The organism is Massilia sp. 01N417 (assembly GCF_056399645.1).
Window position 1 is genome coordinate 35,705 of record NZ_JBFTRS010000011.1, and the last position, 21,508, is coordinate 57,212.

General features: G+C 64.6%; 13 protein-coding genes and 1 tRNA gene. 6 read left to right on the plus strand and 8 right to left on the minus strand.

Annotation, left to right across the window (positions count from 1 at the left end; genetic code table 11):
* Positions 1 to 36: 36 nt before the first annotated feature.
* Positions 37 to 678 (minus strand): DUF4136 domain-containing protein, encoded by a 642-nt coding sequence (locus AC1DOQ_RS13490; protein ID WP_477364640.1) that lies wholly within the window; start codon positions 676 to 678, stop codon positions 37 to 39.
* 211 nt (positions 679 to 889) lie between these two features.
* On the opposite strand from AC1DOQ_RS13490, the gene pepN reads away from it, so the two are divergent.
* The 6 genes from pepN (at position 890) to AC1DOQ_RS13520 (ending at position 8,997) form a co-directional block, all read left to right on the plus strand.
* Positions 890 to 3,544: an aminopeptidase N gene (pepN, locus tag AC1DOQ_RS13495; RefSeq protein ID WP_477364643.1), complete on the plus strand. Its 2,655-nt coding sequence runs from the start codon at positions 890 to 892 to the stop codon at positions 3,542 to 3,544.
* A gap of 63 nt (positions 3,545 to 3,607) precedes the next feature.
* Positions 3,608 to 4,609: a class 1 fructose-bisphosphatase gene (locus tag AC1DOQ_RS13500; RefSeq protein WP_477364646.1), complete on the plus strand. Its 1,002-nt coding sequence runs from the start codon at positions 3,608 to 3,610 to the stop codon at positions 4,607 to 4,609.
* A gap of 64 nt (positions 4,610 to 4,673) precedes the next feature.
* Positions 4,674 to 4,749 (plus strand) — tRNA-Thr (locus AC1DOQ_RS13505).
* Positions 4,750 to 5,039: 290 nt separating this feature from the next.
* Entirely contained in the window at positions 5,040 to 5,840 is an 801-nt protein-coding gene (locus AC1DOQ_RS13510; RefSeq protein ID WP_477364649.1) for an ElaB/YgaM/YqjD family protein, read from the plus strand.
* A gap of 318 nt (positions 5,841 to 6,158) precedes the next feature.
* Entirely contained in the window at positions 6,159 to 7,727 is a 1,569-nt protein-coding gene (locus AC1DOQ_RS13515) for a DUF1800 domain-containing protein (protein ID WP_477364652.1), read from the plus strand.
* 22 nt (positions 7,728 to 7,749) lie between these two features.
* Entirely contained in the window at positions 7,750 to 8,997 is a 1,248-nt protein-coding gene (locus AC1DOQ_RS13520) for a DUF1501 domain-containing protein (RefSeq protein WP_477364655.1), read from the plus strand.
* A 300-nt stretch (positions 8,998 to 9,297) separates the two neighbouring features.
* On the opposite strand, the gene AC1DOQ_RS13525 is transcribed toward AC1DOQ_RS13520, so the two are convergent.
* The 7 genes from AC1DOQ_RS13525 to lplT form a co-directional block, all read right to left on the minus strand.
* Complete coding sequence (locus tag AC1DOQ_RS13525; protein WP_477364658.1) at positions 9,298 to 10,050, minus strand: 2OG-Fe dioxygenase family protein; 753 nt, start codon at positions 10,048 to 10,050, stop codon at positions 9,298 to 9,300.
* A 46-nt stretch (positions 10,051 to 10,096) separates the two neighbouring features.
* Entirely contained in the window at positions 10,097 to 12,160 is a 2,064-nt protein-coding gene (locus AC1DOQ_RS13530; RefSeq protein ID WP_477364660.1) for a TonB-dependent receptor, read from the minus strand.
* An 11-nt stretch (positions 12,161 to 12,171) separates the two neighbouring features.
* Positions 12,172 to 12,672 carry a DUF6702 family protein gene (locus AC1DOQ_RS13535; protein ID WP_477364663.1) on the minus strand — a complete coding sequence of 167 codons (501 nt, stop codon included), beginning with the start codon at positions 12,670 to 12,672 and terminating at the stop codon, positions 12,172 to 12,174.
* Positions 12,669 to 15,113 carry a M1 family metallopeptidase gene (locus tag AC1DOQ_RS13540; protein ID WP_477364666.1) on the minus strand — a complete coding sequence of 815 codons (2,445 nt, stop codon included), beginning with the start codon at positions 15,111 to 15,113 and terminating at the stop codon, positions 12,669 to 12,671. The genes AC1DOQ_RS13535 and AC1DOQ_RS13540 overlap by 4 nt, the downstream gene beginning before the upstream one ends.
* A 67-nt stretch (positions 15,114 to 15,180) precedes the next feature.
* The gene (locus tag AC1DOQ_RS13545) at positions 15,181 to 17,574 is read right to left on the minus strand and encodes a M1 family metallopeptidase (protein WP_477364669.1); all 2,394 of its coding nucleotides are present in this window, start codon (positions 17,572 to 17,574) and stop codon (positions 15,181 to 15,183) included.
* Positions 17,575 to 17,693: 119 nt separating this feature from the next.
* Positions 17,694 to 20,063: a M1 family metallopeptidase gene (locus AC1DOQ_RS13550; protein ID WP_477364672.1), complete on the minus strand. Its 2,370-nt coding sequence runs from the start codon at positions 20,061 to 20,063 to the stop codon at positions 17,694 to 17,696.
* A 195-nt stretch (positions 20,064 to 20,258) separates the two neighbouring features.
* On the minus strand, positions 20,259 to 21,485 hold the full coding sequence (gene lplT, locus AC1DOQ_RS13555) for a lysophospholipid transporter LplT (protein WP_477364675.1): 1,227 nt from the start codon (positions 21,483 to 21,485) through the stop codon (positions 20,259 to 20,261).
* Positions 21,486 to 21,508: the final 23 nt, after the last annotated feature.

Genomic DNA, 21,508 nt, shown 5'->3' on the forward strand with positions numbered 1-21,508 from the left:
GGGAACCCATACTGAAGCGCCGAGAGAGACTGAAACTCAACCCTTCCGCGGCTCCTGCTTCAACTCGATCACCCGCGCCCCGCCATTCGGTCCAGGGAAGCCTTCGAAGGCACTCTGCACCAGCGCCGGCATCACCGCCGGGGTCGACATGGTCTTGCTGACGTTACGCACGGTCACGTCGAACAGGCGCTTGCTGTCGGTCGCCGAGCTGATGGAGATCTGCAGCTGGCGGTGGTAGCGGTGTTCCTCTTCCACGTCGTAGCGCGGCACCGGGCCCCAGAACGGGTCATAGAAGGGGTTGTACCAGCCGCCGCCCCAGTAGCGGCGGCGGAAACCGCCGTAGCCGAAGCGCGCCGAATAGGGATAGAAGGGCGCATAGGACGGGTACAGCACCTGGGTCGGCACGTCGACGGTCACGAAACGCACCGCCACCTTCAGGGCCGGCGACTGCTGCGCCTCGTGGAAGCCGAGGCGGTTCAGCTGGTCGCGCACCAGGTTCTCGTAGTTCTGCAGCTCGAGCGTGTTGTCCTGCGGGGCCGGGGCCTCGAAGGCGTAGCTCTTGTCGGTAATCTGGGCCGGCCACTGGTGGAAGGTGGTGACGTCGCTGCGGATCGTGGTCGCGCAGCCGCCCAGCAGCAGGCTCAAGGATGCTGCCGCCGCGATCATTATGCGTTTCATGACATGCTCCATCTGGCTATCTTTGCTTCAATCGGAATTCTTCACGAATACAGTTTACGCCTGCTGTTCAATTTTCAGAAATACATTTACGGGCGGTTACGGCGGCTACAGTGCGATACACAGGAAAACCGCAGACGAACGTGGAATCGAAGCATGCCGCCGCTGTTGGTAAAATAAGCATTCATTCCACCATCGTTCGCGGACACCAACCATGCGCACCGATACGCCCCAGACCATCTATCGCAAGGACTACACTGCCCCCAGCTACCAGGTCGAGACCGTGGAGCTCGGTTTTGACCTCGATCCCGCCCGCACCGTCGTCGCCAACCGGATGACGATGCGCCGCAACCCGGACAGCAGCCGGCGCGACATCGAATTGTACGGCGAGGATATTGAACTGGTGGCAATCCGCCTGAACGGCAAAACCCTGGCCGAGGGCGATTACACGATCGACGGCACGGTATTGCGTATCCCGGACACGCCGGACAGCGTCACGCTGGAGATCGAGACGATTTGCGTTCCCGAGAGCAACACGACGCTCAGCGGCCTCTACGTTTCGAACGGCAATTTCTATACGCAGTGCGAAGCCGAGGGCTTCCGCCGCATCACCTGGTTCCCGGATCGTCCGGACGTGATGGCCAAGTACATGGTCATGCTGCGCGCCGACAAGGACAAATATCCGGTCCTGCTCTCGAACGGCAACCTGGTCGACGAGGGCGAGCTGCCCGACGGCCGCCACTACGCCCTGTGGGAAGATCCGTTCAAGAAGCCGTCCTACCTGTTCGCCCTGGTGGCCGCGCGCCTGGTCTGCCAGGAGGAAAAATTCAGGCTCCAGGACGGCCGCACGGCATTACTCCAGGTGTGGGTGGAAGAGGGCAACCTCGACAAGACCGATTACGCGATGCAGTCGCTCAAGCGCAGCATCCGCTGGGACGAGGAACGCTGGGACCTCGAGCTCGACCTCGACCGCTTCATGATCGTCGCCGTCGGCGACTTCAACATGGGCGCGATGGAAAACAAGGGCCTGAACATCTTCAACACCAAGTTCGTGCTGGCCAATCCGCGCGTCGCCACCGACTTCGACTTCCAGGGCATCGAAGCGGTGGTCGGCCACGAATACTTCCACAACTGGACCGGCAACCGCGTCACCTGCCGCGACTGGTTCCAGCTGTCGCTGAAGGAAGGCCTGACCGTGTTCCGCGACCAGGAATTCTCGGCCGACATGATCGGCACCGATACCGGCCGCGCCGTCACCCGCATCGACCAGGTGCGCACCCTGCGCCAGGCCCAGTTCCCGGAAGACGCCGGCCCGATGGCCCACCCGGTGCGCCCGGACTCCTTCGTCGAGATCAACAACTTCTACACGGTCACGGTGTACGAGAAGGGCGCCGAAGTGGTCCGCATGTACCAGACCCTGCTGGGCCGCGAAGGCTTCCGCAAGGGCATGGACCTGTACTTCGCCCGCCACGACGGCCAGGCCGTCACCTGCGACGACTTCCGCATGGCGATGGCCGACGCCAACGGCCGCGACCTGACCCAGTTCGAACGCTGGTACAGCCAGGCCGGCACGCCCATCGTGCAGGCCGAGACCCGCTACGACGAACAGGCGAGAACCTATACCCTGCGCCTGGTCCAGTCCTGCCCGGCGACCCCGGGCCAGCCGGACAAGCTGCCCTTCCACATCCCGGTGGCCGTCGGCCTGCTGGGCAAGGACGGCACCGACATGCCGCTGATGATCGACGGCCAGCCGAAGGGCACGACGGCCGTGCTGGAACTGACGGAAGCCGACCAGACCTTCGTGTTCACCGACGTGCTGGAACAACCGACACCCTCCATCCTGCGCGACTTCTCGGCCCCGGTGATCCTGAAGCACGGCTACAGCGACGCCGAACTGGTCCACCTGTTCAGCCACGACAGCGACCCGGTCAACCGCTGGGAAGCCGGCCAGCGCCTGGCCATGGGCCGCCTGCTCAAGCTGACCGGCATGGCCGGCGCCAACGGCGGTCCGGACGCGCTCGACCTGGACGACGTCTTCGTCGAAGCGATGCGCAAGATGCTGGCCGACGAAAGCCTCGACCCGGCCTTCCGCGAACAGGCGCTGCTGCTGCCGTCGGAAACCATGATCGCCGACCAGCTCGACGTGGTGAACCCGCTGGCGATCCACACCGCGCGCCAGTTCGTGCGCGCCGACATCGGCGCCCGCCTGCGCACCGAGCTGCTGGCCCAGTACCAGGCCAACCAGACCCCGGGCGAGTACAGCCCGGACGCCGCCTCGATCGGCAAGCGGGCGCTGAAGAACCTGGCGCTGAGCTACCTGTGCGCGGCCCCGGACGAGGAATCGATCGCCCTGGCCCAGCGCCAGTTCGACGAAGCCACGAACATGACCGACCGCGCGGCCGCCCTGAGCGCCCTCGTGCATGCGCGCGCACCCGGCGCCCAGGCCGCGCTGCAGCGCTTCTACGACGAGTTCCAGGGCGAGGCCCTGGTGGTCGACAAGTGGTTCATGATGCAGGCATCGGCCCCGACCACCGACGTGGCGGCCGTGCGCGAGCTGATGAAGCACCCGGCCTTCACGCTGCGCAACCCGAACCGCGCGCGCAGCCTGGTCGCCGCCTTCTGCGTCAACAACCCGGTGCAGTTCCACGCCCCGGACGGCAGCGGCTACGCCTTCTGGGCCGAGCAGGTGATCGCCCTGGATGCGCTCAACCCGCAGGTGGCCAGCCGCCTGTCGCGCGCCATGGACCGCTGGCGCCGCTATTCGCCGGCCCTGCAGGCGCACATGAAGAAAGCGCTGCAGCAGGTGGCCGGCCAGGGCAAGCTGTCGAACGACGTGCGCGAGGTGGTGTCCAAAGCCTTGGCCAATTAAGAATGAACGTGGGCACCCCGTGCCCACGATCCGAAAACGAATTCAACCAAACGAAGGAAGTTCATGAAACGAGTCAGCCTGACCCAATACCTGGTTGAGGAGCAGCGCCTCCACAACAACATCCCGGCATCCCTGCGCCTCCTGATCGAGGTGGTGGCGCGCGCCTGCAAGACCATCAGCCACTCGGTCGGCAAGGGCGCCCTCGGCGACATCCTGGGCAGCGCCGACACCGAGAACATCCAGGGCGAGGTGCAGAAGAAGCTCGACGTGATCTCGAACGAGATCCTGCTCGAAGCCAACGAGTGGGGCGGCCACCTGGCGGCCATGGCTTCGGAAGAGATGGAATCGATCCACCCAATCCCGAACCGCTACCCGATGGGCGAATACATGCTGCTGTTCGATCCGCTGGACGGCTCGTCGAACATCGACGTCAACGTCTCGATCGGCACCATCTTCTCGGTCCTGAAGGCGCCGGAAGGCATGACCGCCCCGACCGAAGCCGACTTCATGCAGGCAGGCGCCAAGCAGGTCGCCGCCGGCTACGCCGTCTACGGCCCGCAGACCATGCTGGTGCTGACCACCGGCGCCGGCGTCAACTGCTTCACCCTGGACCGCGAGATGGGCTCCTGGGTGCTGACCCAGAAGGACATGCAGATCCCGGAAGAGACCAAGGAATTCGCGATCAATATGTCGAACCAGCGCCACTGGCACCCGCCGGTGCAGCGCTATGTCTCCGAAATGCTGGCCGGTAAGACCGGTCCGCGCGGCAAGGACTTCAACATGCGCTGGATCGCCTCCATGGTGGCCGACGTGCACCGCATCCTGAACCGCGGCGGCATCTTCATGTACCCGGCCGACCTGCGCGATCCGTCCCAGCCGGGCAAGCTGCGCCTGATGTACGAGGCCAATCCGATGGCCTTCATCGTCGAGCAGGCCGGCGGCGCCGCCACCGACGGCCGCCAGCGCATCCTCGACATCCCGCCGACCAAGCTGCACCAGCGCGTGCCGGTTTTCCTCGGCTCGAAGAGCGAGGTCGAGCGCGTGACCAGCTACCACCAGGAGTGATCTGGACAAAATTGCCGAGCCGGGCTAGCCAGTTGACGAAGTTGTTTGTTAGAATACGGCTCCCGCCGCTGTAGCTCAGTCGGTAGAGCAGCGCATTCGTAATGCGAAGGTCACCAGTTCGATTCCGGTCAGCGGCACCAGTTTTGGCGTAAAGGCATCCCATCGGGGTGCCTTTTTGCTTTCCGGCGGCCTCTTTCGCCACGATCCAACAGCTCTGTTAGTCAGCGCACAGTCCCCCTCGTCCGTAAGTTGTATTTTTTCTATCGCGACGCCGCGCGACCGGTGTCGAACCGGCATCGCGGCCCTACCCAGCGAAACCCGAAATGGATCATTCCTATGCGCGGAACTCCTGAAAGTGTTCAGGGTCAATGTGTTGATGGTCGAATATCGGTCTACTCCGCGTCAGTCAAAATTTTACGAGGAATACATCATGGATAATCAGAAGCCGAGCGAAGCAAAAGGTAGCAATGCAGGTAACCAGGGCAGCTCGAACAGCTCGAACAGCTCGAGCAGCCTGAACAAGAGCAGCCAGATGAACCAGGGCAAGGACCAGACCGGCTCGACCGGCTCGAGCACCGGCGGCGCCACCGCGTCGAGCACCGGCGCCGTGGGCGGCACCAGCAATGCCGGTTCCTCGTCGTCGTCGCCGTCGTCGAATTCGCAGGGCGTGGGCTCGATGGGTGCGATGAGCGCCAGCGGCTCGACCGCCAGCGGCACCAACAGCTCGACCGGTTCGTCCGGCTCGAACGGCTCGTCCAACCTCAACCGCGGCGGCTCCAGCATGGGCCCCACTGGTTCGTCGGGTAGCAGCCAGAGCGGCACGGGCGCCGGCTCGGCCACCGGTTCCGGCACCGGCGGCGACATGAAGGACATGGCGAACAAGGCCCAGAACGTGGTCGACCAGAAGGCCCAGGACCTGCACGGCAAGATCGACCAGGCCGCGGACGCCGCCAAGCCGATGGTCGACAAGGCCGTCAACAGCGTGCAGCCGGTGGTCGACCGCCTGGCAACGACCGCCCACGCCGGCGTGGACAAGCTGCAGGGCATGCTGAGCGGCGCGGGCGACAGCCTGGGTCAGCGCAAGGAACAGCTGACCGACGCCTACGGCCAGTACATGGACCAGGGCCGCGAATACGTGCGCCAGAACCCGGGTACCGCCGTGGCGATTGCTGCGGGCGTGGGCTTCCTGCTGGCCAAGATCCTGGGTGGTGGCAGCCGCCGTGACTATTGATCGGTAAATCGATCGGTAGCTGAGAGCGCCGGCCCTTGGGCCGGCTTTTTTTTGTTGGCTTCAGAACGTCGTCCCCGCGCAGGCGGGGATCCAAGTTTACGTGGTTCGCTACGAACTTGGGTTCCCGCCTGCGCGGGAACGACGTCTGGGAGCTAACCATTCGATGGCAGGCTCATCAGGTCGAGGTGATCAGGCCGCCGATCACGGCCACCGCCAGCGGCAGCATGCCGGTTACAAATCCTTACTTTTGCAAAGACGCACTCCTATCTACACTTCCCTGTAGAGCTGATTGTTCGATAAACCTCCGGAGCGTCCACCATGACCAGCCGTCCTTTGCTCGCCATCCTTGCTGCAAGCCTGCTCTTCACACCGGCGCTCCACGCGGCGCCCCTCGCACCCGACCAGCAGGCGGTGCATGTGCTGAACCGCCTGGCCTTCGGCCCGCGTCCGGGCGACGTCGAGCGCGTCCAGCGCATGGGCGTGCAGCAGTACATCGACGAGCAGCTGCACCCCGAGAGCATCCCGATGCCGCCCGACTTGTCGGCGCGCCTGGATGCGCTGGAAACCGTCAAGCGCAGCGCCGGCGCGGCCCTCGGCGACTACATCGAGCTGCGCAAGGAGGTGCGCAACGAGGAAGAGGGCGCCAAGCAGCGCCGCCGCATCGAGCAGGGACGCGCCACGCGCGAGGAAGCCGAGGCGCGCCTGCTGCGCGCGGTCGAGAGCCCGCGCCAGCTCGAGGAGGTGATGGTCGACTTCTGGTTCAACCATTTCAACGTCTTCGCCGGCAAGGGCATCGACCGCGCCCTGGTGGCCAGCTACGAGCGCGACGCCATCCGTCCCTACGCGCTGGGCTCCTTCCGCGCCCTGCTGGGCGCCACCGCCAAGCATCCGGCGATGCTGTTCTACCTCGATAACGTGGTGTCCTCGACGCCGCGGCCGAATGCGAAAGGCAGGGCCCAGGGCCTGAACGAGAACTATGCGCGCGAACTGATGGAGCTGCACACGCTGGGCGTGGACGCCGGCTATACGCAACGTGACGTCACCGAGCTGGCGCGCATGCTGACCGGCTGGACCTTCGACCAGCGCCGCCTGGTGCGCGATGGCGAAACCTTCCGCTTCGACGCCGGCCGCCACGACAAGGGCGCCAAGACCTGGCTCGGCCAGGAAATCGCGCCGAACGGGCAGGGCGAGGGAGAATACGCGCTCGACGTGCTGGCCATGCATCCGGCCACCGCGCACCACATCAGCTTCCAGCTGGCCCAGTACTTCGTCAGCGACACGCCGCCCCCGGCCCTGGTCGAACGCATGAGCCGGACCTGGCTGGCCAGCCAGGGCGATATCCGCGCCGTGCTGAAGACCCTGTTCTCCAGCAGCGAATTCATGGACAGCCAGGCCGCCGGCGCCAAGTTCAAGACGCCCTACCAGTTCGTGGTCTCGGCCGCGCGCGCCAGCAGTGCGCCGCTGGTCAACGTGGCGCCGCTGGTGAGCACCATGAACCAGCTCGGCATGCCGCTGTACGGCTGCCAGACCCCGGACGGCTACAAGAATACCCAGGAGGCCTGGCTGAACCCGGACGCCCTGACGCGCCGCATCGCCTTCGCCACCGCACTGGCCCAGGGCCGGTTGCCGCTGGCGACCAGGCCGCCGCTGGCGCCGCCGCCGCCCGCTCCGCCGATGCAGAACCTGGCCGGCAGCGACGCCTCGCCGGCGATGTTCGTGCCGCCGCCGCCAACCCCGCCCGCACCGCCGGTGCCGCTCGATGCGGCCAGGCTGCAGGCCACGCTGGCGGGTTCGCTGTCGCCGCGCACCGCCGACACCATCGCGCGCAGCCCGGACAATCTGCGCGCGGCCATGCTGCTGGGCAGCCCCGATTTCATGCAGCATTAACCTCGATACCTGGAGAACGACCATGCAACGCAGGGATTTCCTGAACACGCTGGCGCTGGGCGCCGGCATCATGCTGCCGCTGGGCCGCCACGCCTGGGCGGTGACCGGCACCGGCACCGCCGACAGCCCGACCCGCAGGAAGCTGGTGGTGGTGATGCTGCGCGGGGCGGTGGACGGCCTGAACGTGGTGGCGCCGGTGGGCGACGAGAACTACCTGCGCCTGCGTCCCGGTATCGGCCTGGCCAGCCCCGGTATGGAGAACGGCGCGCTCGACCTGGACGGTTACTTCGGCCTGCATCCGGCGCTGGCCAGCCTGCAGCCGCTGTGGCAGCAGAAGAAGCTCGCCTTCGTGCATGCCAGCGGTTCGCCGGACGCCACCCGCTCGCACTTCGATGCCCAGGACTACATGGAATCGGCCACGCCCGGCCGCAAGAGCACGCCGGACGGCTGGATGAACCGCCTGGTCACGGCCCTCCCGGGCACCGCCACGCCGAGCCGCCTGCTGGGCATCGGCCCCGTCATGCCGCGCATCCTGGCCGGCCAGGCCGCGGCCGTCAACCTGCCGAACGTGGCCGCCGGTACCAAGGCCGACATCCTCGACCGCCCGGCCATCGGCGCCGCCTTCGACCAGCTCTACGCCGGCCATCCGCGCTTCGGCCGTGCCTACGAGGACGGCCGCAAGGCCCACCGCGAAGTGATGATGGCCGCCGCCGAGACGCCGCAGATGCAGGCGGCCGACCGCGGTGCGCCGCTGCCGAACGGTTTCCCCGACGATGCCGCGCGCCTGGCCACCCTGATGCGCAACGATCCAAAGATCCAGATGGCCTTCGTTGCGCTGGGCGGCTGGGATACCCACGTGGCACAGGGCGCCGGCACCGGCCAGCTGGCGAACCGCCTGGCGCCGCTGGGCCAGGGCCTGGCGGTGCTGGCCGAACGCCTGGGCAACCTGTTCGACGATACCGTGGTGGTCGTGATGTCGGAGTTCGGCCGCACCGCGCGCGAGAACGGCACCGGCGGCACCGACCATGGCCATGGGAATGTGATGTGGGTAATGGGAGGGAAGGTCAGTGGCGGCCGGGTCTACGGCGACTGGCAGGGACTGGAAGAGGCTGCGCTGAACGAAGGCCGCGATTTGCCGGTGACGACCGATTTCCGTTCGGTCCTGGCGCAAATCGCCGAACAGCATTTACTTTTGAGCGACAAGCAGCTGAGCCAGGTCTTTCCCGCAATGCCGCAAAAGGCTGCGTCTTTCCGCGTGCTCGGTGCCTGATTGTAGGAGCGGTCCCACTGTGGGGCGGGGTCAACGCGCTATCGTAGTTTTACCGTATTGCGGTGCACAATAAATGGCGCTATAGTTGAACCGTCTCCTCCAGTTTTCTCCGAAATCTGGATTCCGCCCGCTCCGCAAGGTAGCGGGTTTTTTTTGCGTGCGTTTTTAAAGACGCCATTCCCGCGCTTCCATCCCTCGTCCCCGCGAAGGCGCCTCGCTGCGCGAGGCCCCAAGTTCTGTTTGCGCTTACGATACGCATGCAAACTTGGATCCTCGCCTTCGCGGGGACGACGGCTGAAACTAGGCGCGCGTGGTCTCCACATCATCCCCCTGAAAAGCCCCGGCCCGCCAGGTCAGCACCAGGGTGTCCCGATGTCCATGCTCCCCCAGCGGCTGGATCGGCGTCGATTCGTGGATCACGGCGGCGTCGTCGAGCAGCAGCATGGTCCAGGGTTCCAGCATGGTGAAGCGCTGGCCTTTCGGGCCCTCGGCTTCGAACACGCGGGTTTCGCCGCCCTTGATGTTCTCGCGGCCGATCAGGATCACGGCCACGAAGTCGACGCCGTCGCGGTGGGCGCCTTCCGGCGTCGGACGGCCGATGCCGTCGGCGGTGTCGATGCGGAACTGGTGCGCCTCGACATACCAGGTCTGCTCGCCCTTCACCTTCGAGCACACCGCGCCGAGTGAGCGCAGCAGCTTGTTCCAGGCCGGCTGCGCGGCGGTGCCGGGTTCGATCGGCACGAACAGGCGGTGCATGCCGCCGTGCAGGGCGTTGTACTCGACCGGCTGCCAGTGGGCGCGGTGGGGGCTCTGCGTGAGCGTGCCGCCGTCGTCGACGAAGCAGGAGTGGCGCCGGCGCCGGTAGCGGCCGCCGTCCTTCAGGTAGTTGTCGAGTTCCAGCCGGTCCCAGCTCGGCGCCAGGGCCTGCAGTTCGTCGAGGGAGCAGCCGGCCAGGCTAGCCACGTCTTGCGGACGCAGCAGCGCATAGCCGTCCGTGCGCAGCGCTTCGGCGATGCGCGACGGGTCGGTATAGGGTGGTTGCGGTGTAGTCATCCCGCTAGCGTAGCACTTTTCGCTTGCGTGGGCTCGGAGAGCCCCCCTACCAATTTTTCACGAGCGTCAGTCGGAAGGAGCGCGATTCGAGCGGATGGAAGTGGATGTCCTCGCGCGGTTCGCTCTCGCCGCGCAGCCGCGACGCGTAGTAGTAGTCGATGGCCGAGACCTTCTTGTTGGCCAGGTTGAAGCCTTCCAGTTCCAGCCGCAGGTCCCTGGCGATGCGGTAGCCGATGCGGCCGTTCAGCGTGGTGCTGGCGTGCGAGCGCACGCTGTCGTCCTCGATGAGGGGGCGCGGGCCGAAGTAGCGCAGGCGCAGCGCGCCTTCCCAGGCGCCGTTCTTGCCGAGCTGGCTGGCGGTGATGGCCAGCTGGCCCACGCCCTCGACCGCGCCGGGAATGCGGTCCTCGGCCGGCTCCACGCCGCGCGAGCGGGCCCGCGCGAAGGCGGCGTCGAAGTCGATCGACAGCCACTTCACCGGCTTGTAGTAGTTCGAGAATTCGATGCCGTAGCGGCGGCTGGGCGGGCCGGCCTCGGTCGTGCCTTCGTCGCCGACGTAGCTCAGCTCCGAGTCGAAATCCAGGCGGTACAGCGACAGCGCGGTCTGCATCTTCGGGATTGCCTCGGTACGCAGGCCGATCTCCATGCCGCGCGAGCGCACCAGCCCCGGCGACTGGCCGAGGGACGCCAATGTCTTCGGATCGACGGTGGCGACCGTGCCGCGCGCATCGTTGCTGTGGAAGCCCTGGCCATAGTTCAGATACAGCTCGCTGCTCTTCCACGGACCGAACACCAGGTTCATCGACGGGCTGAGCAGGGTGTCGCCGGCGCTGCCGGAATTGGCGGCCAGATTGCTCTTCACACGAAAGCGGTAGTTATCGGCGCGCAGGCCGACGATGGCGCGGAAGGACTCGCCCCAGCGCGTGGCGCTCTCGATCCAGGCGGCCTTGCTGGTCTCGACGATATGGTCCTGGCGCGTGGTCTCCATGGCCTGGCGCGCCTGGGTGTGCAGCAGGCCGTTGAAGATATTGTCGTTCTGGGCCTGCAGGCCGACGCTCAGGTCCGAAGTGACCGTGTCGCCGCGGTGCGCATGCCAGGTGTGCAGGGCATTCAAGCCGCCAGTCACGCGGCGGTCCGGCTGGGCGAACTGGTCGCCGTGCAGCGGGTCTTCCATGTAGTAGGTGAAGTTCGACCACAGGTCCAGCTGGTTGCGGATCAGGTAGGCGCTCACCTTCGACATCGAATCGGCCGAGGTCTGGCGCCACACGCCGGACAGGCTGTAGCGGCGCGCCTCGCCGCCGTCGGTATCGTCGACCAGGTTGAAGCGGCCGATGCGGCCGTCGTCCACCGCGCGTTCGGGGATCTGGTCGGTGGAATTCCAGCGGCCGCGATAGGCCATCGCGGTGACGCTCCAGCCATTGTTCGCATAGCCGCGGCTGTAGCGCAGCACGCCGTTCACCTTCTGGTAATCGTCCGGATGGGTGAAGGGGCCGTCGTTGTGCAGCAGTTCAAGCGCATAGGTGAGGGCGCCGCCGGCCGCATCCTTGGATGCCGCCAGCGCGGTGCGCGCATAGCCGTTCTGGCCGACGCTCAGGGTCGCCACGTCGCGCACCAGGCGGTTCGCATAGGTGACCGAGGCGCTGCCGGCCGAGGCGAAATCGCCTTCGCGCGCCGAGTACGGTCCCTTGCGGTAGTCGAGGCGGGCGGTGAGTTCCGGAATCAGGAAGTTCAGGTCGGTCCAGCCCTGGCCGTGGGCGTGCGAGCGCTGGTTGACCGGCATCTCGTCGACATAGGTGGCGAGGTCGGTGCCGTGGTCGAGGTTGAAGCCGCGCAGGTAGAACTGGTTGGCCTTGCCTTCGCCGCTGTGCTGGCTGGCGATCAGGCCCGGCGCCGCTTCCAGCAGTTCGCCGGGACGGTAGATGGTGCGCATCTCCAGCTCTTTCTGGCTGACGCTGCCGGCATTCGCGGAGTCAAGCAGGCCGAGCTGGCTGGCGCGGGCGCCTTCGACCAGTACGCGCTGGATCACGAAATCGTCGGCATGTGCAGCGGGGTGAACCAACAATGGGGAAAACAGCGCGGCCAGCGCGCAAGGCAGGACTCGAAGACGCATGGAACCAGGACTTAATGTACTGAAAACTCAGGGTGATTGCTGTTGAAGCCGAAGGTGCGGATGCCGCCGGCCACCGTCAGGTTGACGGTATTCAGCTGGTCGGGCAGGAAGTCGATCATCACTTCGTCGTGGATGAACTCGACCTTGGAGGCCGGCGTCTGCTGCACTTCCTGGAACACGACGACGCTCTGGGCGTCGGCCGTCATGCCGACCCAGTTCAGCGGCAGGCGGCGCTTGTCCTTGTCCGCCAGCCAGAACTGCTTCTCGACGTATTTGCGGAACACGGCCTGGTCGTCCGGGTCGGACAGGTCGAACTGGCGCTGGTACAGATTGGTCAGCAGGGCCTCGACGTCGTGCGCCATATAGGTGTGCACGACCTCGGTGCTGCCGGTACGCTCGTTATAGCTGATGTCGGTGATCCCGGCGTGGAAGTTGTGCGCCGGCGCCAGCGCGCAGGCGCCCGCCAGGACGGCGGCCGCTGCGCACTGTGCGATGAAGCGTTTGAAGCTCATTGCACCTTCCCGCCCGCTTCGATGGACTGCTCGGCATCCTTCACGGCTTCCTTGCTGTCCTTCTTGGCGTCTTTCGATTTCAGTTTTTCGCTCAGTTTCTCTTGAAAGTCTTTCATCATGTCGTCCGATGGGCGCTGGCTCTTGAACAATTCCAGGCGCGACGGCGTCACCTTGCGCGGCCAGGCGTTGTCGCTGGTGTCGATGTCGGCGGTTTCCAGGTAGGGGTCCTGCACCAGGCTGGTCATCGGCTCGTCGGTGATGATCAGTTTCGTGATCTTCTTCGGATTGTAGCGCCACACCTCGGCCGGCACGCGCTCGACGTACTTCTTGCCGCTGGCCAGCGTGATCTCGAGGATCAGCGGGGTCACCAGGCCGCCCTTGTTGCTGAAGTCGACCAGGTACATGTGCTTGCCTTCCTTCAGCAGCGCCTTCTCCCAGTCTTCCAGGCCTTCCATGGTCTCGTTGTACTTGTTGCGGTCCTTGTTGGTAACCGTGAAGTCGTCGTGCTCGTTGTAGAAGTCCTTGAGTTCAGGATGCGCATCGACGCGGCGCGCCAGTGTGCCCTTGTTGCGCTGGTCAGTGATCGAGACCGGTTCCTGGTCCTTCAGGGATTTCTTCCACTTCTTCTCGACTTCCGGATCCTTGGTGCCGATCGTGTACTCGCTGATGCCGTCCACGCTCACGTCCACCGCGTCGGTGGTGTAGAACCAGCCGCGCCAGAACCAGTCGAGGTCCGTGCCGGACGCATCTTCCATGGTGCGGAAGAAGTCGGCCGGGGTGGGGCGCTTGAACTTCCAGCGCTCGGCATAGGTGCGGAAGGCGAAGTCGAACAGTTCGCGGCCCAGCACCGTTTCGCGCAGCACGTTCAGCGCGGTGGCCGGCTTGGCGTAGGCATTGCTGCCGCGGTTCGTGATCGATTCCGAATTGGTCATGATCGGCTGCTGGTTGCGGCTCTTCATGTAGTCGACGATGTTGCGCGCTTCGCCGCGGCGGGCCGGGTAATTGTCTTCCCACGCGGTCTCGGCGAGGAACTGCATGAAGGAGTTGATGCCTTCGTCCATCCAGGTCCACTGGCGCTCGTCCGAGTTGACGATCATCGGGAAGTAGTTGTGGCCGACCTCGTGGATGATCACGCTGATCAAGCCATACTTGGTGCTGCGCGAGTAGGTCAGCTCGCCGGTCTTCTTGTCCTTGGTCGGACGGCCGCCGTTAAACGAGATCATCGGGTATTCCATGCCGCCCACCGGGCCGTTCACGGAAATCGCCACCGGATACGGATAGTCGAAGGAATACTTGTTGTACTGGTCGATGGTATGGATGATGGCCTGGGTTGAATACTTTTCCCACAGCGGGTTGCCTTCCTTCGGATAGAAGGACATGGCCAGCACGTCGGTGCCGCCCTTCTTGAAGCCCTGCGCATCCCAGATGAACTTGCGCGAGGAGGCCCAGGCGAAGTCGCGTACGTTCTTCGCCTTGAAGCGCCAGGTCTTGCTGGTGGTGGCGCGGCCCTTCTCGCGGGCTTCCGCATCCGCCTGGCTGGCGATGATCACCGGCTGGGTGGCGCTGCGCGCCTGCTTCAGGCGCTCGCGCTGGGCGCTGGTCAGGACCTCGCCTTCGTTCTGCAGCTCGCCGGTGGCGGCCACGATGTGGTCGGACGGCACCGTGATCTCGACGTCGTAGTCGCCGAATTCCAGCGTGAACTCGCCGTCGCCCAGGTACTGCTTGTTCTGCCAGCCGTGGGTGTCATAGTAGGCGGCCATGCGCGGGTAGAACTGGGCGATCTCGAACAGGTCGTTCTTGTCCTGCTTGTCGAAGCGTTCGAAGCCCATGCGGCGGCCCAGCACGTTCGTCTCCGGCACATTGAAGGACCACGCCATATTGAAGGAGAAGCGCGAGCCCGGCTTCAGCGGCTGGTCGAGGTCGATGCGCATCATGGTCTTGTTGATCACGTAGCGCAGCGGCTTGCCGTCGGTTCCGGTGACGCTGGCGATCTTGAAGCCGCCGTCGAACTTGCGGCTCTCGACCAGGAAGCGGGCCGCCTCGTACTGCAAACCGGTCTGGCCGCCGGCGCCGGCCGTGCGCCATGCCTCGCGCGAGGGGTAGCTCGAGATATTGCGGTTGTCCGAGTCGGCGCGGAACATGTTCTGGTCCAGCTGCACCCACAGGTAGTTCAGCGTGTCCGGCGAGTTGTTGTGGTAGGTGACGGTCTCGCTGCCGCTCACGGCGCGATTCGCCTCGTCCAGCCGGGCGCGGATCTTGTAGTCGGCGCGCTGCTGCCAGTAGGCGTGGCCCGGTGCGCCCGAGGCGGTACGGGTGTCGGTGGGCGTGGGCAGCAGCTCGTCGAGCTGGCGGAACTTGTCGTCGAATTGCTGGGCGAAGGCCGAGCCGGTGATGGCGGCGACCAGGGTGAATGTGGCGAGGCGAGCAGGCAGGCGTTTCATTGGATTGTTTTTGGAACGGTGGTTGTGCGTTTGCGCGGGCACTCCGTGCCCACGCATCACGTGTCGATTATTTGGCGATCGGTTTGGCGGCCGCGTCTTCGGCCTTCTCGTCCTTGGCCTTCAGCTTCTCATTGAAGTCTTTCATCATGTCGTCACCGCCACGCTGCGACTTGAACAGCTCCAGGCGCGACGGCGTCACCTTGCGCGGCCAGGCGTTGTCGCTCAGGTCCGTATCCGCGGTTTCCCAGTACGGATCCTGCACCAGGCTGGTCATCGGCTCGTCCGTGATGATCAGCTTCGTGATCTTCTTCGGGTTGTAGCGCCACACTTCGGCCGGTACGCGTTCGACATACTTCTTGCCGCTGGCGAGCGTGATCTCCAGCACCAGCGGGGTCACCAGGCCGCCCTTGTTGCTGAAGTCGACCAGGTACATGTGCTTGCCTTCCTTCAGCAGCGCCTTCTCCCAGTCCTCGAGCCCTTCCATGGTCTCGTTGTACTTGTTGCGGTCCTTGTTGGTGACCGTGAAGTCGTCGTGCTCGTTGTAGAAGTCCTTGAGTTCAGGATGCGCATCGACGCGGCGTTCCAGCGTGCCCTTGTTGCGCTGGTCGGTGATCGAGACCGGCTCCTGGTCCTTCAGGGACTTCTTCCACTTCTTCTCGATTTCCGGATCCTTGGTGCCGATCGTGTATTCGCTGATGCCATCCACGCTCACGTCCACGTGATCGGTGGTGTAGAACCAGCCGCGCCAGAACCAGTCGAGGTCCGTGCCCGAGGCGTCTTCCATGGTGCGGAAGAAGTCGGCCGGGGTCGGACGCTTGAACTTCCAGCGGCGTGCGTATTCGCGGAAGGCGAAGTCGAACAGTTCGCGGCCCAGCACGGTCTCGCGCAGCACGTTGAGGGCGGTGGCCGGCTTCGCATAGGCGTTGTTGAGGAACTGGACCAGGGATTCCGAGTTGGTCATGATCGGCACCTGGTTCTGGCTCTTCATGTAGCCGGCGATCAGGCGCGCCTCGCCCCACTGGACCGGGAATTTCTCTTCCCAGGCTTCTTCGGCCAGGAACTCCAGGAAGCTGTTCAGGCCCTCGTCCATCCAGGTCCACTGGCGCTCGTCCGAGTTCACGACCATCGGGAAGTAGTTGTGGCCGACCTCGTGGATCACCACGCCGATCAGGCCGTACTTGGCGTTCTTCGAATACGTGATCTCGCCGGTCTTCTTGTCCTTGGTCGGACGCGGGGCGTTAAACGAGATCATCGGGTATTCCATGCCGCCGCCGACGTCGAAGTTGACCGAGATGGCGACCGGGTAGGGATAGTCGAAGGAGTACTTGCTGTACTGGTCGAGGGTGTGCACCACCGCGTGGGTCGAGTACTTGCCCCACAGCGGATTGCCTTCCTTCGGGTAGTAGGACATCGCCAGCGCATCCGTGCCTTCCTTCTTGAAACCCTGTGCATCCCAGATGAACTTGCGGCTCGAGGCGAACGCGAAGTCGCGCACGTTCTTCGCCTTGAAGCGCCAGGTTTTGCTGCCCTCGAGCCGGGTCTTTTCCTTGGCCTCGGCCTCGGCCTGGGTCACGATCAGCACCGGCTGTCTGGCGGTGCGCGCCTGCTTCAGGCGTTCGCGCTGGGCCGGCGTGAGTACCGCGTCCGGGTTCTGCAGTTCGCCGGTGGCGGCGACGATGTGGTCGGCGGGGACCGTCAGCTCGACGTCGTAGTCGCCGAATTCCAGCGTGAATTCGCCGGCGCCGAGGAACTGCTTGTGCTGCCATCCGTGGGCGTCGTAGTAGGCGGCCATGCGCGGGAACCATTGGGCGATCGCGAACAGGTCGTTCTTGTCGTCGAAGGTCTCGTAACCCGAGCGGCCGTGCACCACCTTCTGGTCGTTGATCTTGTAGTTCCACTCGACCGAGAAGGCCAGTTTCGATCCCGGCTTCATCGCCTGCGGCAGGTCGATGCGCATCATGGTGCCGTTGATGACGTAACGAAGCGGGGCGCCGCCGGCATCCTTCACGGCGGTGATGTTGAAGCCGCCGTCGAAGAGGCGCGATTCCAGCATGGTGCGCATGCCGTCGAACTTCACTCCCGTCTCCGGCGTCGCCCTGGCCCAGGCCTCGCGCGACGGCAGGGTGGCCGTGGTGCGCGCGCCGGAATTCGGCTTGAACAGGTTCTGGTCGAGCTGCAGCCACAGGTAGTTCAGCGTGTCAGGCGAGTTGTTATGGTAGGTGACGGTCTCGCTGCCGGTGATGGCGTGATTGGCTTCGTCCAGGCGGGCGCGGATCTTGTAGTCGGCGCGCTGCTGCCAGTAGGCGTGACCCGGGGCGCCGGATGCGGTGCGGGTGTCGGTGGGCGTGGGCAGCAGTTCGTCGAGCTGGCGGAACTTGTCTTCGAACGGTTCGGCTGCGTGGGCGAGGGAAGCGACCAAGGTCAGTGCGGCGAGGCTGGCGGGCAGGCGTTTGAAATTCATGTCTCTCGTTATATGTATGTTTTTACGGTCCCAAAACGTAGGGTGGGCACCCCGTGCCCACGCGCGAGCCTGCAAATCGCAAGCGTCACACGTGGGCACGGGGTGCCCACCCCACGGTATTACTTGGCTGCTGCGTCGGCAGCGGCCTTGACTTCCGGCTTGGCGTCCTTGGACTCCTTCGATTCCTTGGTCTTTAGCTTCTCATTATAGTCGCGCATCATATCGTCACCGCCACCGCGCTGCGACTTGAAGAGCTCCAGGCGCGACGGGGTCGCACGGCGCGGCCAGGCGTTGTCGCTCTGGTCGGTGTCCGCGGTTTCCCAGTACGGGTCCTGCACCAGGCTGGTCATCGGCTCGTCCGTGATGATCAGCTTCGTGATCTTCTTCGGGTTGTAACGCCACACTTCGGCCGGCACGCGCTCGACGTACTTCTTGCCGCTGGCCAGCGTGATCTCGAGGATCAGCGGGGTCACCAGGCCGCCCTTGTTGGTGAAGTCGACCAGGTACATGTGCTTGCCTTCCTTCAGCAGCGCCTTCTCCCAGTCCTCGAGCCCTTCCATGGTCTCGTTGTACTTGTTGCGGTCCTTGTTGGTGACCGTGAAGTCGTCGTGCTCGTTGTAGAAGTCCTTGAGTTCAGGATGCGCATCGACGCGGCGCGCCAGTGTGCCCTTGTTGCGCTGGTCGGTGATCGAGACCGGCTCCTGGTCCTTCAGGGACTTCTTCCACTTCTTCTCGATTTCCGGATCCTTGGTGCCGATCGTGTATTCGCTGATGCCGTCCACGCTCACGTCCACGTGATCGGTGGTGTAGAACCAGCCGCGCCAGAACCAGTCGAGGTCCGTGCCGGACGCGTCTTCCATGGTGCGGAAGAAGTCGGCCGGGGTCGGACGCTTGAACTTCCAGCGGCGCGCGTATTCGCGGAAGGCGAAGTCGAACAGTTCGCGGCCCAGCACGGTCTCGCGCAGGATGTTCAGCGCGGCGGTCGGCTTGGCGTAGGAGTTCGGGCCCAGCGCCGAGATCGACTCGGAGTTGGTCATGATCGGCTGCTGGTTCGCGCTCTTCATGTAGTCCACGATCGAACGCGGCTCGCCGCGCGACTGCGGATAGCCTTCTTCCCATGCCTGCTCGGCCAGGTACTGCACGAAGCTGTTGATGCCCTCGTCCATCCAGGTCCACTGGCGCTCGTCCGAGTTCACGACCATCGGGAAGTAGTTGTGGCCCACTTCGTGGATCACGACGCCGATCAGGCCGTACTTGGTGCGCTTCGAATAGGTGATCTCGCCGGTCTTCTTGTCCTTGGTCGGACGCGGGCCGTTAAACGAGATCATCGGGTATTCCATGCCGCCCACCGGACCGTTCACGGAAATCGCGACCGGATACGGATAGTCGAAGGAGTACTTGTTGTACTGGTCGATGGTATGGATGATGGCCTGGGTCGAATAGCGCTCCCACAGCGGGTTGCCTTCCTTCGGGTAGTAGGACATCGCCAGCACATTGGTCGAATCCTTCTTGAAGCCCTGCGCGTCCCAGATGAACTTGCGCGAGGAGGCCCAGGCGAAGTCGCGCACGTTCCTGGCCTTGAAGCGCCAGGTCTTGGTGGTGGTGGCGCGGGTCTTTTCCTTGGCTTCCGCCTCGGCCTGGGTCACGATGACGACCGGCTTGGTGGCGGTGCGCGCCTGCTCCAGGCGCTGGCGCTGGGCGGCGGTGAGCACGTCGCCCGGGTTCTGCAGCTCGCCGGTGGAGGCCACGATGTGGTCGGCCGGGACGGTGACGGAGACGTCGTAGTCGCCGAATTCCAGCGTGAATTCGCCGGTGCCGAGGAACTGCTTGTGCTGCCAGCCCATCACGTCGTAGTAGGCGGCCATGCGCGGGAACCACTGGGCGATCTCGAACAGGTCGTTCTTGTCTTCGTCGAACTTCTCGTAGCCGGAACGGCCGCCGAGCACCTTCTGCTCGTTGATCTTGTAGCTCCACTCGACCGAGAACGCGACCTTGGCGCCGGATTTCAGCGGCTGCGGCAGGTCGATGCGCATCATGGTGCGGTTGATGACATAGTGGAGCGGGGCGCCGTTGGCGTCCTTCACCGACTTGATGTTGAAGCCGCCGTCGAAGCTGCGCGCGGTCATCAGCGACTGCATCGCGTCGAACTTCATGCCGTCGTCCGGGCCGCGCGGCTTGTCCCAGGCGTCGCGCGAGCGGATCGTGGCGGTGGTGCGCGAATCCGAGTTCGGCTTGTAGATGTTCTGGTCGAGCTGGACCCACAGGTAGGTCAGCGTGTCAGGGGAATTGTTGTGATACGTGACCGTCTCGGCACCGGTGATCGCGCGGTTCGCTTCGTCCAGCGTGGCGCGGATCGTGTAGTCGGCGCGCTGCTGCCAGTAGGCCTGACCCGGTGCGCCGGAAGCGGTGCGGATCGTGGTCGGCGTCGGAAGCAGTTCGTCGAGCTGGCGGAACTTGTCGTCGAAAGGTTCAGCCGCGATTGCGGACATGGTGAGGCATAGCGCCGCCAAGCTGATCGGCAAACGTATCATATTTACCCTGCGATAGAGGTTGAAAAGAAGAAAATATTCTAGTCTTACCTCTAGAACAAGGGATCGCTTGATTTGTAACAAGCTTGTTACAAAGCAATAAAACGCCAAAATGTGGCGTTTTGGATACTTTTGTTGCTCTATATATGCATATGTTTATGCGCCCCGTGCCGCATTCGCCACCGTCCGTAAGTAGACGGTGGCCAGTGCGATCAGGATGCCCAGCAGTACCAGCACCGTATCCATCCCCAGCTTGGCCTGCAGCGCGAAGGCATAGCTGGCCGTCATCGCCAGGATGGCCAGGTTTTCGTTGAAGTTCTGCACCGCGATCGATTGCCCGGCGCTCATCAGGCTGTGGCCGCGGTGCTGCAGGATGGCGTTCATCGGCACCACGAACAGCCCGGCCAGTACGCCGATCCCCAGCAGCATGGGCAGCGCGACCTGCAGCGTATGCACGAACACCATCGCGCACAGGCCGACACCCATCACGATCCCGACCGGCATCACCGACATCGAACGCACCAGCGGCACCGTCTTGCCGGCGATCGCGGCGCCGATCACGACGCCGAAGGCGAACACACCCTGCAGCGCGGCGGCCTTGTCCAGCCCGAGGCCGAGGGCCGACCGGGCCCAGGCCAGCAGCAGGATCTGCAGCACCATGCCGGCGCCCCAGAACAGCGAGGTCACGCCCAGCGAGACCCGGCCCTCGCGGTCGCGCCACAGCGTCGAATTGCAGCGGTAGAAATCGAGCAACAGCGAAGGAATCGAGCGGCGCAGCCTGGCATAGCGCGTACCGGTGTTCACGACGCACAGGTTCAGCACGCCGGCCACGAAATAGGTCAGCACGATCACGAACACCGCCGCGCTCACCGGCGTATCGGCGATGCGGCCGTGGGCGGGCGCCAGCCGCAGCAGCCAGGCGATGGTGTGCTCGTTGGCGGAGATCAGGCCGCCCAGGATGGTGCCGAGAATCATCGAGACCACGGTGCTCCCTTCGATCCAGCCGTTTGCCGCCACCAAGCGCGGCGCCGGCAGGACTTCGGCCAGGATGCCGTACTTGGCCGGCGAATAGGCCGAGGCGCCGAAGCCGACGATGCCGTAGGCGAGCAGGGGATTGGCCTTGGCCAGGATCAGCGAGCAGCCGAACATCTTGATCGTGTTCGTCACCAGTATCACCCGGCCTTTCGGAAACATGTCGGCGAAGGCGCCGGCAAACGGCGCCAGCACGATATAGGAGAGCACGAAACCCATCTTCAGCATCGGCGTCATCCATTCCGGAAACGCGAGCGTCGTGACCAGCGACACGCACAGGATGAACAAGGCGCTGTCGGCCAGCGAGGAAAAGAATTGGGCCCCGACGATGGCGAAGAAGGCTGGTTTCATGACAATCGGCCGGTAGTGAAGTG